General features: G+C 41.8%; 12 protein-coding genes and 1 pseudogene. 3 read left to right on the plus strand and 10 right to left on the minus strand.

Annotated features, from left to right (window positions below; translation table 11 throughout):
- Positions 1–339: 339 nt before the first annotated feature.
- The 7 genes from X919_RS0113355 to holA all read right to left on the minus strand — a co-directional run bounded on the left by X919_RS0113355 (position 340) and on the right by holA (position 6982).
- Positions 340–705: a hypothetical protein gene (locus X919_RS0113355; protein WP_028900541.1), complete on the minus strand. Its 366-nt coding sequence runs from the start codon at positions 703–705 to the stop codon at positions 340–342.
- A 442-nt stretch (positions 706–1147) separates the two neighbouring features.
- On the minus strand, positions 1148–2224 hold the full coding sequence (gene aroC / locus X919_RS0113360) for a chorismate synthase (protein ID WP_028900542.1): 1077 nt from the start codon (positions 2222–2224) through the stop codon (positions 1148–1150).
- A 23-nt stretch (positions 2225–2247) separates the two neighbouring features.
- Complete coding sequence (locus X919_RS0113365; protein WP_028900543.1) at positions 2248–2832, minus strand: FKBP-type peptidyl-prolyl cis-trans isomerase; 585 nt, start codon at positions 2830–2832, stop codon at positions 2248–2250.
- Between the two features lie 139 nt (positions 2833–2971).
- On the minus strand, positions 2972–3883 hold the full coding sequence (locus X919_RS0113370; RefSeq protein WP_028900544.1) for a dihydroorotate dehydrogenase: 912 nt from the start codon (positions 3881–3883) through the stop codon (positions 2972–2974).
- A complete protein-coding gene (locus tag X919_RS0113375; protein WP_028900545.1) occupies positions 3871–4647 on the minus strand; it encodes a dihydroorotate dehydrogenase electron transfer subunit in 777 nt (258 codons plus the stop codon). The genes X919_RS0113370 and X919_RS0113375 overlap by 13 nt, the downstream gene beginning before the upstream one ends.
- Before the next feature lie 60 nt (positions 4648–4707).
- Positions 4708–5175 (minus strand): helix-turn-helix domain-containing protein, encoded by a 468-nt coding sequence (locus X919_RS0113380; RefSeq protein WP_028900546.1) that lies wholly within the window; start codon positions 5173–5175, stop codon positions 4708–4710.
- A gap of 772 nt (positions 5176–5947) precedes the next feature.
- Positions 5948–6982 (minus strand): DNA polymerase III subunit delta, encoded by a 1035-nt coding sequence (gene holA / locus X919_RS0113385; protein WP_028900547.1) that lies wholly within the window; start codon positions 6980–6982, stop codon positions 5948–5950.
- Positions 6983–7088: 106 nt separating this feature from the next.
- On the opposite strand from holA, the gene X919_RS0113390 reads away from it, so the two are divergent.
- Positions 7089–7556: a type I restriction enzyme HsdR N-terminal domain-containing protein gene (locus tag X919_RS0113390; RefSeq protein ID WP_028900548.1), complete on the plus strand. Its 468-nt coding sequence runs from the start codon at positions 7089–7091 to the stop codon at positions 7554–7556.
- A gap of 361 nt (positions 7557–7917) precedes the next feature.
- On the opposite strand, the gene nrdG is transcribed toward X919_RS0113390, so the two are convergent.
- Together nrdG and X919_RS0113400 are read right to left on the minus strand one after the other, a co-directional pair.
- Positions 7918–8424, minus strand: coding sequence for an anaerobic ribonucleoside-triphosphate reductase activating protein (gene nrdG, locus X919_RS0113395; protein WP_025071173.1), 507 nt, complete (start codon positions 8422–8424; stop codon positions 7918–7920).
- Between the two features lie 144 nt (positions 8425–8568).
- Positions 8569–10785: an anaerobic ribonucleoside triphosphate reductase gene (locus X919_RS0113400; RefSeq protein WP_028900549.1), complete on the minus strand. Its 2217-nt coding sequence runs from the start codon at positions 10783–10785 to the stop codon at positions 8569–8571.
- A gap of 466 nt (positions 10786–11251) precedes the next feature.
- On the opposite strand from X919_RS0113400, the gene purL reads away from it, so the two are divergent.
- Entirely contained in the window at positions 11252–14980 is a 3729-nt protein-coding gene (gene purL / locus X919_RS0113405) for a phosphoribosylformylglycinamidine synthase (RefSeq protein WP_028900550.1), read from the plus strand.
- A 77-nt stretch (positions 14981–15057) separates the two neighbouring features.
- The gene (locus X919_RS0113410; protein WP_028900551.1) at positions 15058–15942 is read left to right on the plus strand and encodes a DMT family transporter; all 885 of its coding nucleotides are present in this window, start codon (positions 15058–15060) and stop codon (positions 15940–15942) included.
- A gap of 189 nt (positions 15943–16131) precedes the next feature.
- Here the strand turns inward: X919_RS0113410 and X919_RS17340 are convergent.
- Positions 16132–16703 (minus strand): annotated as a pseudogene (locus tag X919_RS17340) (lipid-A-disaccharide synthase); the annotation flags it as partial.

Genomic DNA, 16703 nt, shown 5'->3' on the forward strand with positions numbered 1-16703 from the left:
GAGTTGTTGCAACGATGTAAAACGTGTTTGCATGCGTACGAAATCGTATTACAAGGCGTAAAACGTGTTTGCACGCGTACGAAATCGTGTTGCAAGGCGCAAAACGTGTTTGCACGCATACGAAATCGTATTGCAACGGTGTAAAACATGTTTGCACCCGTACGACAAGGTGGCAACCTATCCGTCCCACCATCAAACAAGACCCGAACAGATGCTAACGATTGATTTGAGCCTGGGTTTTCGTTTGTGGTGACTACAACATAAAAAAACTGCACATCTGTTTTGCCAGACATGCAGCTTCCTTTTTAGTTTTAACAACTTCTCAATATGGTAACGGGCTTAATTATTCAAACCACGATTATTCATTGTTGCGTTCAACAATTGCAAATACTTGCTGTACTGATTGCTGTTTAATATATAACGCATATACTTGAGATTCTTCTCAATAGCTTTATCAACCATACTCTTGCGCTCATCTTTAGGAGCATTGGCTGCGTTCATCATTTCAATGCAAAATGTTTTGTGCACATCTTCAACGCTTTCCAACTGATCTATTGAAAGACCTAATGCATTAGCCAACTTAGAATAGTTCACACTCATGTCGTAAGCAGCAGCCTCATTTGCAGCTTTTGCATTCTCACCTTCAGCAAAAGCCACTGTTGTCATACTCATCAATGCAACTAACATCAAAACAATCTTTTTCATATCTTTCTTCATCTTTTAATCATTAAGAGTGCATGTGTTACCATAACGCTCTGTTATTCCTGTTTGTTTATTCTATTTAAATGTCTTTTTGTTCTTAAGACGATGCAAAGGTAGAGCAAGAAAAAGAAAGAACAAAAAGATTATAACAAAAAGAAGCGAAAATGAAACTTTTATTGACCTACATCAAAGCGCTGCTTACAAATTGAAATTATAAAACAGAAGAAACTATCATGTGTGCAAAAGGCAATCAAGTTGCTTACGGACTTGCCACGAATCAAAACAAAAATTGAGGGCAGTAACACTACTACCCTCAACCAACACAAAAACTAAACTAGACTTAACTATCGACTATCACAATTCATCACGAACACTGAATAGTCGTTGCAAATATACCCAATTTATTCGAAACTAAAATTGCATTTGCCATGTATTTTTTCTTTTCTCAAAATTTTTCTGCTAAATTGAGTAAATAATGGTCGAAAATTACCATAGCGGCCATTGCTTCAACAATTGGGACAGCACGTGGAACAACACACGGATCATGACGTCCCTTAGCTGCAAATGATACTATTTCCCCAACCCCGTTAATAGTCTTTTGTTGCTTTTGAAGAGTTGCAACAGGCTTGAAAGCAACACGAAAAAAAATATCTTGCCCATTGCTAATGCCGCCTTGAATCCCCCCACTATGATTGGTTGAGGTGGTAACGCAACCATTCGACATAGTAAAACTATCGTTTATCTCACTACCTCGATGGGTAACGCTTGCAAAACCATCACCATATTCAAAACCTTTCGCAGCATTAATACTCAACATCGCACTGCCCAAATCGGCATGTAACTTGCTAAACTCGGGCTCACCTAAGCCGGGAGGGCACCCCTGAATAACACAAGAAACAATGCCTCCAAGCGTGTCTCCCTCTTGCTTTACCTTCATAATGAGTGTCTCCATCTGCAGGGCTACGGCACTATCTGGACAACGCACGCCGTTTTGTTCTACTTGATTAAAATCATAATGATGGTAATCTTCAGGTAGAGCTATGGAGCCAATCTGTGAAGTATAAGCATGAATATGAATATTGTGCTGCCGCAGTGCTAATTTAGCGATTGCTCCTGCTACACAACGAGCAAGTGTAATGCGAGCTGAAGCACGCCCACCTCCACGATAATCTCGGATACCATACTTAGCTTTATAGGTAAAATCGGCATGCGAAGGGCGGTACAACGTACGCAAAGCATCATAATCTTGACTGTGTTGGTCTTGATTAAATACGACAAAAGCAATGGGAGCGCCAGTGGTCTTCCCCTCAAATAAGCCACTGAGAAACTCTATCCGGTCGGATTCTGCACGCGAAGTAGTAACGTTACTCTGTCCTGGTCGACGGCGATTGAGCTCGCTTTGCACGAAATTGATATCAATAACAACACCCGCAGGCATACCATCAATCACGCCCCCTACAGCCACACCATGGCTCTCTCCAAAGGTTGTTAGCCGGAAAAGATGCCCCAAACTATTTCGCATAGCGCAAACAACATATAGCTTTTTTAATGACAACTGCCACAACCGCCGCCGCATTCGTCGTGACTACAACCTCCACTATGGCAACCTCCACCACAGTCTCCACAGCTGTGTTCGCCATGCAACATCTTAGCAAATTGTGCCAGTTCCTCGGCTGTAGCATCACGGTTTTCCAACACTTCGCCGACAAAATTCAAGGTTTTCCCCGCCAATGGATGATTTAAATCGATTTTTACCTTATCCGCATTGATTGCTAACACGCGTCCATTGAATCGTTGACCATCTTCATTTTGCAATGGGATGATAGCATCTACTGCTATACGCGTATCATCAAATTTACCATCAATCATGAAAATAGATTTATCCAAATCGACAATATGAGCTTCCACATAATCACCATAAGCCTCAGCTGATGACAATGTAAAATCAAAATGCTCGCCTTTAGTTAAATTAACAATAGCTGCCTCAAAAGCTGGCAAGGTGATACCAAAACCACTGATAAAATCAAAAGGACGCCCATCTTGTGTCTCTTCAAGAAGTGCTTTCGGCATTGCTGTCACATCATACAAACGGTAAGAAACCGATATAAACTTATTCTTTTCTTGTTCCATCTTATTAAAAACTATTTGAATTGCGGCAGCAAAGGTAGGTCTTTTCCATCAATAGCCCCACATTTTACTACCTTTTATATATAGTTATGATTTCACCTTAATGCTTATAGCCAATTTAGACCTCAATGCTTATAGCCCATTACACCTCTAAAGCACCGATGATTTCATGCACATTCTGACAACCATGCACATCTAACCAGGAATCCAAACCTTCTATAACCTTCATTGTAATAGTAGGATCTACAAAATTAGCTGTGCCAATTTGAATGGCTGTTGCACCACACATAAGGAATTCTATTGCGTCAATAGCCGAACTTATACCACCTAAACCAATCACAGGAATCTTCACAGCGTGTGCAACATCATATACCATACGCAACGCTACAGGTTTAACGGCGGGACCACTTAAACCACCTGTCCGAATACTTAGCTGCGGTTTTCGGCGCTCTATATCTACAGCCATCCCCAAAAGCGTGTTAATAAGTGAGACCGCATCGGCTCCTTCATCCTCACAAGCACAAGCTATTTGAGCTATATCGGTAACATTCGGCGACAACTTCACAATAAGCGTCTTATCATAAACGGCACGAACAGCCTTAACAACTTGTGCAGCTCCCGAACAAGTTACACCAAAAGCCATCCCCCCTTCGCGTACGTTCGGACAACTGATATTTAGCTCTATCGCAGGTATCTTCTCTAAAGTATTGATACGCGCTGCACATGCGGCATAGTCTTCTGGGCTACTCCCACTCACGTTGACCAGCATATTAGTACCAATATCCTTAATCTTTGGATAAATCTCACGGCAAAAATAGTCGACACCTCTATTTTGAAGCCCCACACAATTCAGCATCCCCTGAGCCATTTCTGCCATCCGTGGATAATCATTTCCTTCACGATGATGCAAAGTTGTCCCTTTGACGATGATTCCACCCAATTTATCTAATGGCACTAAATCTGCAAATTCTAAACCATAACCAAAAGTTCCAGATGCAGTGATGATTGGATTCTTAAATTCCACATCATTTATTTTTACATTTAAAGCTGCCATAATAATTCATTTATATTTAAAACAGGCCCCTCCTTACATACACAAACATTTCCTTCTTTCGTTTTCTCAACACAACAAAGACATGCTCCTAAACCACATGCCATCTTATTCTCTAACGAAACTTCACATATAATTTTGTGTGCATGTGCATAGCGCGCGACACTTAACATCATGGGCTTTGGTCCACAAGTTGCAAGGTATGAAAAATTTCTTTTTTGGAGAATTGAATGATTCGTGACATACCCTTTTTCACCCAAACTGCCATCTTCTGTCGTAATGCAGACCTCCCCATATTGCTCAAAAAGTTCTTTTTCAACCAAGTCATCTTTTGATTTTGCACCTAAAAGGAATGTAACATCATACTTTCTATCATGAAGAATTTTCCCATAATAGAGTAATGGCGCTACACCAACACCACCACCTACCAATAAAACTTTAGTATTAATATCTGTTGGTATCGTAAAATGATTCCCTAAAGGTAGCAAACAATTTAGAAATTCGCCTGGTACGAGCTTAGAAAGTTGCCGTGTCCCATGTCCCACTTGTGCCACTAAAAGCCAAAGTTCTCGATTTTCGACATCAACAAAGTTGACTGAAATAGGACGCCTTAGAAAGGTATTTGAGGAATGATCTACACGAACTTCAACAAACTGCCCCGGATAAATTGTTGGAAGAGATTCGTCACTTGTTAACTTAATCAATGAGTAGCGGAAACCTAATTGCTCAACCGACTTCACTCTCAAATCTAAAATCTGTTTTTTCATCTTTGCGCTTACGCTTCTGTTCCCTGCAAAGATAACAAAAAAAAAGTTAGTTACCAACAACTAACTTTTTGCAGGAACGAAGGTTTCCCATGTATTATCATCATAGAAAATACGTATTTCAGAAATCTTCCTCTCTTTTTTGTCAATAATTTTCACAACCTCTTTTTGCGGTTTTTTAGTAATCTCGTCCCTATCTGGCACAACAGATTGGGAAGAAGATGATGGAGATGTAGGGGATGGTTCCTCGAAAAAGTTAAGCATACCATCAGATGTTTTTTGAGATGCATTACTACCATTGCCTGCTGAATTTACAACATCATTTTTATACATAGCCCCCGTTCCAAACATCAACCACTCTAAAGATAAGGCCGGTATTTTTGCACAGATAGCCTCAACGATAGCCAAAGTCGGTTTCGTACGATCATTAAATATGCTACTCAAAGATGCAGGTGATATTTGAATGAACTGTGCAAAAGTCTGCTGAGTCATATGTTGACTCTCCATAATCTGTTTTATACGCTCTTTCATACGTAAAGCATCGAAAAATATGTTCAAATTACCTTGTTCTTATACAATTTACAAAGATAAAACAAAAAAGTTGAATGAACAACAAGTTTAAACTATTTCTTTTATTACGCAAATCTACATTTGTAAATACGAATCAGCACAGATAAAATCACAAACATAAATCCACACCGTTTCGATTTGCATATACAAATTCATAAATAAAAACTCACCTTATCTATCATTTTATTCATTATAAGTTAATATATTGGTTAAAAGATGGTTATATTGGAATAGAAAAAGATGACTACACAAGATCATCTTCTATGCCACTAAATAATCGTCATTGTGGGATTAATTACTCTTCAAAAGTCCTATATAATACAGAATATGAGCTATTTGTATGGTATTTCAATGGCTACATATTTATTCATTTAAGAATGTAAATACAAATATTCGAATAAATAATATATCGTTGTAAAGATGTAAATTATTTAATATCACAAAACGACTCTGTTTGCAAACATAAATATACAATAGAATTTACCGAGTTTTATTTTGTAAAATATAGAAATGCAAATGTTAACGAAATAAAACCTAAAGCGATTCTCTTCGAAAAAGATATATTTTCATCATATTTTTAATATTCTGGCTCATAGGAAAGAATATTATAAATGCGCAAAATATGAGGCTATTAAAATAGGACAAAACCCTTTATTTACCGATATTTATGCCTAAAAAAAGTGCTCTTATGGAGCACTTCATTTAGAACAAAACAAGGTAAAAACAGCTATTTTTAATGCAAAATAAAGAAGATAAGCTCCTTCATAAGCTCTCCGACTTCTGTATTTGGGTTATTTATTCCCTTACTTTTGGCATCAATCTCTCTAACTTTAGAAATAATTTGGAGCGTTTTCATTGCAGAGTAATTTTGCATTCCTCGAAGATAATCTCGCGCAGCCCTACTACCCCGCAACTCAAGTGCTTGTGCAAGACTATTTTCATTTGTCCGATTAGGTGTATAATGTGCAATCATTAGATTTTCAAAATAAGAGAACAGCATTGGCAGAAAAGCAAAGAGTGACCCTGACTTTGGATTTTTGTCAAAGTATTTTATGATTAAATTAGCTTTAAAAACATCACGATTGACTATCGCATTACGCAATTCAAAAGCATTAAAGTCTTTACTAATACCAACCTCCTTCTCAACCAATTCCGGTGTGATGCGGCGTTGGGATGTAGAAAATGATAGGAGCAATTTATCCAATTCAGAAGTTAATCGACTCAAATCTGCACCCACAAATTCAGCCATCATTTGTGCTGCTTTGTACTCAATCGTTGCTTGCTGCTGTCTGAGATAACCCTCAATAAATCCCGGAAGCTCTCGGTCATACAATTTTTTGCCTTCAAAAATCACCGCACCACTTCCTTGTGCTATGGTAAAAAACTTTTTCCGTTTATCTATCGTTCCATTTTTATAGCAGAGTACAAGTGTTGTCGAAATAGCAGGATGTTTAAAATAGTTTTCTAACGCTTCCGTATTCTTCATATTCTGAAACTCGCGTACAACGACAATCCTCCTTGCGGCCATCATAGGAAATCCTTTTGCCAAATCTACAACTTGCGCAGCAGAAACATCTGTCCCAAAGACAATACTTTGATTAAAATCTCGTTCTGCTGGTTGTAAACCATGCTCTACAATATAGTCCGTAATCTTATCAATATAATAAGATTCCTCACCCATTAATATATATATAGGTGAAAATTTCCCTGCATTCAAGTCGCGCATAATTTGCTCATACGTCGCACTTACATTTTTCTTTTCGGGCATTTTAGAATTCAATTTTTATTATTATCTTTGCATAAAAGGCCAATGTGTCGAGCAATGTTTTAATTTACATTGTCACATTTGACCTCATTACTGCAAAAATAATAAAATGATTCCATTAAACCTACCCGATTTTAATATAAAGTTAGCAGGAACTCCCAACCGACCAACAATTTTAGATATTCTCCGTCGAAAGTATGTTGCACTCACTCCCGAGGAATGGGTTCGCCAACACTTTATCCACTTTTTAATTAACTATAAAAAATATCCGGCAACACTTTTGGCTAATGAAGTAGAACTTAAAGTTGGCCAAAAGAGATTACGCGCAGACACTATTCTATACTCTAAAGATCTTAAACCACTCATGATTTTAGAATATAAAGCACCTCATATTACCATCACACAAAAGACATTCGACCAAATATCTGTCTATAACATGCTGCTGCATGTAGACTATTTGATTGTCTCAAATGGACGACAACACTATTGCTGCAAGATGGATTATAATAGTAAAAAATATTTATTCTTAGAGGATATACCTGAATACCAAAATATTTTACAAAACATAATGGGATAAACACTAAATCTGCTTTAATATACAACACCTTATTTGAGAAATACTATAAGGTTTTTCCCCTATTATATGCCCGAAAACCAATTCCACCATTTTCCAAAAGCGGTTTTTTCCTTTCCTTTCTCTACATCATTTCAATTCTTTAAAACAGTGATATTTCCTCGTTCCTCACCTATAGAGAAGTACCATGTATCCAAGGTGCAATGGCTTTCATAAAAAAATGGTTCATATTGAGAATAAATATGAACCATTTTATGCAGTAATATCGTATAGTTTATGGTATAAAGTGTGCTATATTTCACGCCAATATACACCTTTTTAAAGCTCAATTACAGCGATTTTCCTAACAATCAAGTATATTCTTCTAAATCGCCATAACAGAATCGGCTTCCCAAAGTACAACCTTTTGTGTTGAAAGAGAGCGTTTTACATCGATTAATCGTTGGTTTCTACTCCCTCGAAACAGTAGGTCTTCATCCTTTTGCGATGCAATAAAGCGTCCATCGACTAACACATCAAGCTCTTCTAACAATGCCCTTTGTGTAGAATTTTGCAGGAGGTCTTCAAAAGTAAACCCCGTATAACACCAAATTGTTTTATGTGTTTGTTCCCGAATGACCTTTGCTAAATCCAAGAAACCTGCGGCTTGAGCCATTGGATCACCACCGGTAAACGTAACATCAGCAAAAGAATCGGTTAAAATCTCGTTCATCAAAGTTTCAGTTGTCATGCGTTCTCCTTGACCAAAAGCCCAGGATTGCGGATTATGGCAGCCCAAACAAGCATGGGGACACCCCGCACAATAAATCGAAGTTCGCAATCCTGGTCCGTCAACCATTGTGTCATGCACCACTCGTAATACGTGAATCATATATTTCATAACAACTGCTTATCATTAAAGGTGGGGATAGTCACTTCTACCATTCTATTTGTTTGCACAAATGACGCTCCTTTTTTAGAAATCGAAGCAGACTATTCCCTGCCCCATAAGATTTCATTATCTTTTAAAACAGAATTAATTTTCATCTGTATGTGTCACGCGATCATTCAATTCTGCAAGTTTTCCTTTATTCCAACGTTCGGTTGTTCCCACTAAATAACCCGTAATACGCTGTAATCTATCGATATGCGTGCTTCCACATTTTGGACATACATCTAATTTTTTTGCTGCATTTTCATATCCACAATCCATGCAACGATTACGATTATGATTCATACTTCCGTAGCCCATATTATAGGCATCCATCATATCAACAATGCGCTCTATGGCCTTTGGATTATGTGTTGCATCGCCATCCATCTCTACATAGAATATATGTCCGCCGCGTGTTAATTCGTGATAAGGTGCTTCTACTTGCGCTTTATGTGTTGCAGAGCATTTATAATACACCGGAACGTGATTGGAGTTTGTATAATAATCACGATCTGTGACGCCTTCTATCTCGCCAAATTCTTTTCGATCGAAGCGGGTGAAACGCCCAGACAAGCCTTCAGCCGGTGTTGCCAACAGACTATAATTATGCTGATAACGCTCTGAGTATTCGGCACATCGTTCACACATATAACGAACAATCTTCAACCCTAAAGCCTGTGCTTCTTCACTTTCACCATGGTGCTTCCCCGTTAAAGCCTTTAGACACTCGGCCAATCCTATAAATCCGATGCCTAAAGTACCCTGATTAATGACCTTTTCAATCGTGTCATCCGGATTTAATTTGTCGGCATTAATCCAAAGTTTCGTCATCAACAAAGGAAATTGTTTCACAAAAGCGGTCTTCTGAAACTGATAACGCTCATCCAATTGCTTTGCTGTGATTTCCAGAATATGATCCAACTTCTTGAAGAAAGTGTTAATCCGCTCTTCAGAATTGGCTATTGATCGACATTCGATGGCCAATTTAACGATATTAATTGTGGTAAAACTCAAGTTGCCACGCCCCACACTTGTCGTCTCACCAAAACGATTTTCGAACACACGTGTACGGCATCCCATTGTTGCAACTTCCCACATATAACGCTTGGGATCAGTAGCTTTCCAATTTTTATTCTGATTAAACGTGGCATCTAAATTCAGGAAATTGGGGAAGAAACGGCGTGCAGTCACCTTACAAGCCAATTGATACAAATCATAGTTTCGGTCAGAAGGTAAGTAATTTACACCACGTTTTTTCTTCCAAATTTGAATCGGGAATATTGCTGTTTCGCCATTTCCGACTCCCTCATAAGTCGATTTTAATAATTCACGAATAATGCATCGCCCCTCAGCTGAAGTATCAGTGCCATAATTGATGGATGAAAATACGACTTGGTTTCCTCCTCTACTATGAATGGTATTCATATTGTGGATAAAGGCTTCCATCGCTTGATGCACCCGATTTACAGTTTTATTGATGGCATGTTGCTGCCAACGTGCGTCACCTTTCAAGTCAGTCAACTCACTTATGGTGTAATCTTCCATCTCTGCATGATAAAGATGCGAAAGATCAAGCCCCATTAAACGTTCTACATTTTTCACCTCTTCTATATAAGAAGTACGAACATAAGGTGCCAAATAAAAGTCAAAAGCAGGAATAGCTTGTCCACCATGCATCTCATTTTGACAAGTTTCTAAAGAGATACATGCCAGAACTGCTGCCGTTTCAATGCGTTTTGCAGGACGCGAAGAACCATGCCCTGCCACAAAACCGTTATCTAAAATATGGTCTAAAGGATGCTGAACGCAGGTTAAACTCTTCGTAGGATAATAATCTTTATCATGAATATGGATATAATTCTGACGCACAGCTTCATAAACATCTTGTGACAACAGGTAATCATCAACAAATGGTTTTGTAGTTTCCGAAGAGAATTTCATCATCATGCCTGCAGGTGTATCGGCATTCATGTTCGCATTTTCACGTGTTACATCGTTATTTTTTATATTCACGATTTCCATAAAAATATCACGTGTTTTAGCTTTTCGTGCAATACTTCGTTGATTTCGATAAGCAATGTAACGCTGTGCCACATCTTTTCGGGCACTTTTCATTAATTCTTTTTCTACAAAATCTTGGATTCCTTCTACCGTCATCTGACTCTTTCCACGCATCGTGATGTGGTCAGTAATCTTTTGTGCTAAGGCTTCATCTTCACCTTTATCAGTTTGCAGCATCGCTTTACGAATCGCTGCCATAATCTTTTGCTCGTTAAAACCAACGATTCTACCATCCCTTTTAACTACTGTCTGTATCATATATCCTTTGTTTTTTATATTACTTATATCTTCATGCAAAGGTAATAAATACTCAATTAAAAAAGCAAATTATCTATATTAAATTTTATTTTTGGATAACTTTTTAAATATTATATTTTAAATATGTATTGATTATCAGTAATTTACAAAATATTTTGGAAAACTTTCATATAACTATTACTCAAAAATATTGTCTATAAAATAAATCTTTTGGATTATGTTTCGAATTATGTTCGACAAAAACGAATAGCAACACCTCTCTTTTCCAAAAGAAGATTTTCTATTACAACTTCTTCAACACATTAAAAAATTCTATATAAAATGATAGGAATACGACTCCCTATACCTGATACAAAAACAGAAACGTTACAGAGACTTATAAAAAAAGCAACATTCATTTGTGTGATAAACAGAATTACTGTAACTTTGCATAACACAACACTTCACCTATTATAATAAAGAAAGTATGATTCTTTTTTTCAAAACAACAACACAGAGCATTATTGCTACACAATTCAATCATCGCCCCACACAAGAGGAAATCGATAAATTATGTTGGCTCTATGGGGAGGCTTCCTATGAAAGTAACGACAAAATTACAGGTCTTTTCGTGGGACCACGCCGAGAAATGGTAACTCCTTGGAGCACAAATGCCGTTGAGATTACACAAAATATGAATCTTGATGGCATTTTACGTATTGAGGAATATTACCCCATCAGCAGCAAAGATGTGGAGTATGACACGATGTTACAGCGTATGTACGACGGCTTGGATCAAGATATTTTCACCATCAATCATGAGCCCGATGCCATTAAATATATTGAAAACTTAGAAGAATACAATGAGCAAGAGGGATTGGCGCTCAGTGAAGATGAGATAAAATATCTCCACCAATTGGAGAAAGCCAATCAACGTCCACTAACAGATTCTGAAATTTTTGGCTTTGCTCAAATCAATTCTGAACATTGTCGCCATAAAATCTTTGGTGGAAAATTTGTGATTGATGGCAAGGAACGCCCCTCTTCACTTTTTGCCTTGATTAAAAAGACAACCCAGGAGAATCCCAATTCGATTCTTTCAGCTTATAAAGACAACGTAGCTTTTGCACAAGGTCCCATAATAGAACAATTTGCTCCAAGCAATCCTTGTGCGCCCAGTTTCTTTGAAACAAAAGAGATTGAAAGCGTTATATCGCTGAAAGCTGAGACACATAACTTTCCAACTACAGTGGAACCCTTTAATGGTGCGGCAACAGGAACGGGAGGAGAAATCCGCGATCGCATGGCTGGTGGTGTTGGTTCTTGGCCAATAGCGGGGACAGCTTGCTACATGACAGCCTATCCTCGCCTACAAAATAATGAAGGATTAGCAACAGAACGTGACTGGGAAAGCATTCTCCCCCTAAGGGAATGGCTTTATCAAAGCCCCGAACAAATTCTCATCAAGGCTTCGAATGGTGCAAGTGACTTTGGCAATAAATTTGGTCAACCGCTCATCTGCGGTTCGGTTCTCACCTTTGAACACCAGGAGAACGGAGAGAAATATGCCTACGATAAGGTCATTATGTTAGCTGGTGGCGTTGGATTTGGCAAGAAACGCGACTGCCTAAAGAAGGCTCCTAAGACAGGAAATAAGATTGTTGTTGTCGGGGGAGACAACTATCGCATCGGTTTAGGCGGCGGAAGTGTATCGTCTGTTGATACGGGTCGCTATAGTAATGGCATTGAATTAAACGCTATCCAGCGCGCTAATCCCGAGATGCAGAAGCGTGCTTACAATTTAGTCCGCGCGCTTGTTGAGGACAAAGAAAATCCCGTTGTAAGCATTCACGACCACGGCAGTGCAGGCCATTTGAATTGTCTTTCGGAGTTAGTTGAGGAATGTGGTGGCGAGATTCAAATGGAAAAGCTCCCGATTGGCGACCAAACCCTTTCGGCAAAAGAGATTATAGCCAATGAAAGTCAAGAGCGCATGGGGCTTTTGATTGATGAACAACATTTGGATTATGTGCAGAAGATTGCCGAGCGTGAGCGTGCACCAATGTATGTTGTAGGCGAAACGACTGGTGATGCACACTTCAGTTTCAAGCAGGAGGATGGCAAAAAGCCATTCGATTTAGACGTGGCACAGATGTTTGGACACACTCCTGTCACCATCATGTGCGACAAGACTGTCAAACGCACCTACGAGAATGTCACCTATTCGGCTGAAGCGTTGGATACCTATGTGTGGAGCGTGCTGCAATTAGAAGCCGTAGCTTGCAAAGATTGGTTAACCAACAAAGTTGACCGTTCGGTAACAGGAAAGGTAGCAAGGCAGCAAACACAAGGCGAAATTCAATTACCATTGTCGGATTGTGGCATCGTAGCCCTTGACTACAAGGGAGAGAAAGGCATTGCAACCTCCATGGGACATGCGCCACAAGCAGGATTAGCCGACCCCAAAGCAGGCAGTGTGCTCTCGGTTGCCGAAGCGCTAACTAACCTCGTTTGGGCACCGCTCAGCGAAGGATTGCGCAGTGTCAGCCTTAGCGCAAACTGGATGTGGCCCTGTCGTTCACAACAAGGCGAAGACGCTCGGCTCTATGAAGCCGTTGAAGCTTTGAGCGACTTCTGTTGCGCATTGCACGTGAATGTTCCAACGGGAAAAGACTCCCTCTCGCTCAGTCAGCAATATCCCAACGGCGAGAAAATCATCGCACCGGGAACGGTTATCGTGAGTGCGGGAGGCGAAGTGTATGACATCAAAAAGTCCGTTAGCCCCGTCTTGGTAAACGACAAACACAGCTCACTCTACCATATTGATTTCAGTTTCGACGAGCAGCATCTTGGCGGCAGTGCCTTCGCCCAGAGTTTAGACAAAGTGGGGAGTGATGTGCCGACAATTAAGAATGCAGAATATTTCGCCGATTGTTTCGAAACAATTCAAGAACTCATACGCCGCGGATGGATTATGGCAGGCCACGACATCAGCGCGGGCGGCCTCATCACCACCCTTTTAGAGATGACCTTTGCCAACACCACTGGCGGCATGCACATCAACTTGTACGACATCACGAGCGACGACATCATCAAAGTGCTGTTTGCCGAGAACCCCGGCGTGATCATTCAGGTGAGCGACACCCACGAAGAGGCGTTGAAAACATTCCTCGACGACGAAGGTATCGGCTTTGCAAAGATTGGCCATCCCACACCAAAACAGCGCACCCTCACCATCAAGAAAGGCGATTTTACACACGAATTTGACATCGACATGCTGCGCGATAAGTGGTATACCACATCCTACTTGCTCGATCGAGACCAGAGCCGCAATGGTATGGCTAAACAACGCTTCATGAACTACAAGAAGCAGCCGCTCGAACTGCACTTTAACGACAGCTTCCGCGGTACGTTCGAAAGCTATGGTATTACACCCAACCGCCAAGCGCCATCGGGAATCAAGGCTGCCATCATTCGCGAAAAAGGAACGAATGGCGACCGCGAAATGGCCTATGCACTCTATCTGGCGGGCTTCGACGTGAAGGATGTCACGATGACCGACCTTGTCAGCGGGCGCGAGACGCTGGACGACATCCACCTCATCGTCTTCTGTGGCGGCTTCTCCAACAGCGATGTTTTAGGCAGTGCCAAAGGTTGGGCGGGCGCATTTCTCTACAACCCCAAGGCCAAAGAAGCTTTGGACAAGTTCTATGCCCGTCCCGACACGCTGAGCCTTGGCATCTGCAACGGTTGTCAACTGATGATAGAGCTCAACCTCATCAATCCTGAGCACGCCCAGCGCAGTCACCTGCTGCACAACACTTCGAAGAAGTTTGAGAGTGCCTTTGTGGGGCTCACCATTCCACAGAATGAGAGCGTGATGTTGAAATCGCTGAGCAACTCGAAATTGGGCATTTGGGTGGCACACGGAGAAGGACATTTCTATTTGCCCGAGCCCGAAGACCACTACAACATCGTGGCGAAATACAACTACGCCGAATACCCCGGTAACCCCAATGGATCTGACTACAATGTGGCCGGCATCTGTTCGAACGACGGCCGACATTTAGCTATGATGCCCCACCCCGAACGCGCCATCTTCCCATGGCAAAACGCCTACTATCCACGTCGACGCCACGCCGATGAGGTTACGCCGTGGATAGAAGCCTTTGTCAACGCATGCCAATGGATTGTGCGCCAAATGGAGCAACAATAATCCACAAATAACAAGACACTACTTTCATCGGTGCCATGCATCGTGAAAGTAGTGTGCTATTTTCAGCTCAGCACAACATGAAATCTTCCGCCCAACCTACCCGTGGCTATGTTGATGCCATCGTTTCGGCCGCTACCTTTGGCACCATTCCGCTCTTCAGCCTGCCTGTGTTGTCGGCAGGCATGCCCCCATCGTCGCTTTTGGTCTATCGGTTTGGCTTTGCCAGCCTCTTCATGCTCACCGTGCTCATCGCCAACAAGAAATCGCTGCGTATCGGTTATGGCGAAGGGCTCCGCCTGGCTTTCCTCGCCCTACTCTATGCCTGCTCGGCCGTTTGCATCATCAGCGGCTATCGCTACCTTCCCAGTGGCGTGGCCACCACCCTCGTATTCTCCTATCCCGTGTTCACCGCCCTCATCGAAATTATCTTCTGCCATCAGCCCCTCCACGCTGTCACAGCCACGGCGTTGCTACTGGCCATCGTGGGTGTAGCGCTGCTTTCGGGAGCTACAACAGGCGCGATGCACACGGGGGCGATTGTAGGCGTAGTGCTCGAACTGCTCTCGGGACTTTTCTATGCCATTTATATGGTGCTCTATCCACGCATGCACTTGGCCCACTTAGGCAATCTCAAACCCAACGTGCTCATCTTTTTCATGGCCATGCTGCTGCTCATGCTCTATTCCACCTTCACTACAGGCGGCCTCTACCCCATTCATCAACCCACCATCCTGCTTCATCTGCTGTTGCTCGGTCTTGTCCCCACAGCCATCAGCAACGTCACGCTCGTGATGGCGTTGAAGCGCATCGACAGCACCACCGTGGCCACATTAGGCGCATTCGAACCCCTCACGGCCATGCTTATTGGCATCTTCGTGTTTGGCGAATCCCTCACGTGGTCCGTCATGTTGGGCTTCGTGCTGGTGATTCTCGCCGTCTATATCCTCATCAAATACAAGTAGCATAGGCCTTTCGCCATCCTATTCCATTTTGAAGGAACATGCGGTGGAGTCCCCCACAAGCGTTAAACCAACTGAGGAAAGGCTATGGGAGCTCCAACAATAAAAAAACATTTGAGGAGCGCCTATCAGAAACTTCCGACTAATGCTCCTCAAATGAAATCGCTGAACTTCGACTACATGACCGTGTTGTTATCCTCGTTGCAAAAGCGCTATCATTTGCTGGGCAGCGTTTTGTGCCGCGCACTCCTCTCCCAACCGTTCCTCCACCAATCCATAGCCAGCCAATATCTCGCCACGCTTCGCACCACCAGGTAGGATTTGCGCCAGTTCGGCCGTGATTTGTTCCACAGAAAAGCGATTGGCGAAAAGCTCAGCTACAATCTCTTTATCTGCGATGAGATTGACCAACGAGATATAGTTGCACGACAAGATGTGGGTGAACGCCCAGCGAATGAGCCACGGAACAGGCGTTTTGTAGCACACCACCTGGGGCACACCAAAGAGCGCAGTCTCCAAGGTTGCCGTGCCACTAGTAACCAAGGCGGCCGTGGCATGCTGCAACAAGTCGTAGGTGGCGTTTTCAATGCGATGCAACACCATCCCATTCGGCACGGCCACATGGGCTATCACCTCGTCATAATAATGCGCTTCGATGGCTGGCGCGCAAGCCAAAACCATCTGGTAATGGTCGGCGAAAGAAGCTGCAGCCTGCATCATGGCGGGCAAATTGTCTTTTATCTCTTGCTTTCGGCTGCCCGCCA

The organism is Prevotella sp. HJM029 (genome assembly GCF_000599605.1).
Taxonomy (GTDB): domain Bacteria; phylum Bacteroidota; class Bacteroidia; order Bacteroidales; family Bacteroidaceae; genus Prevotella.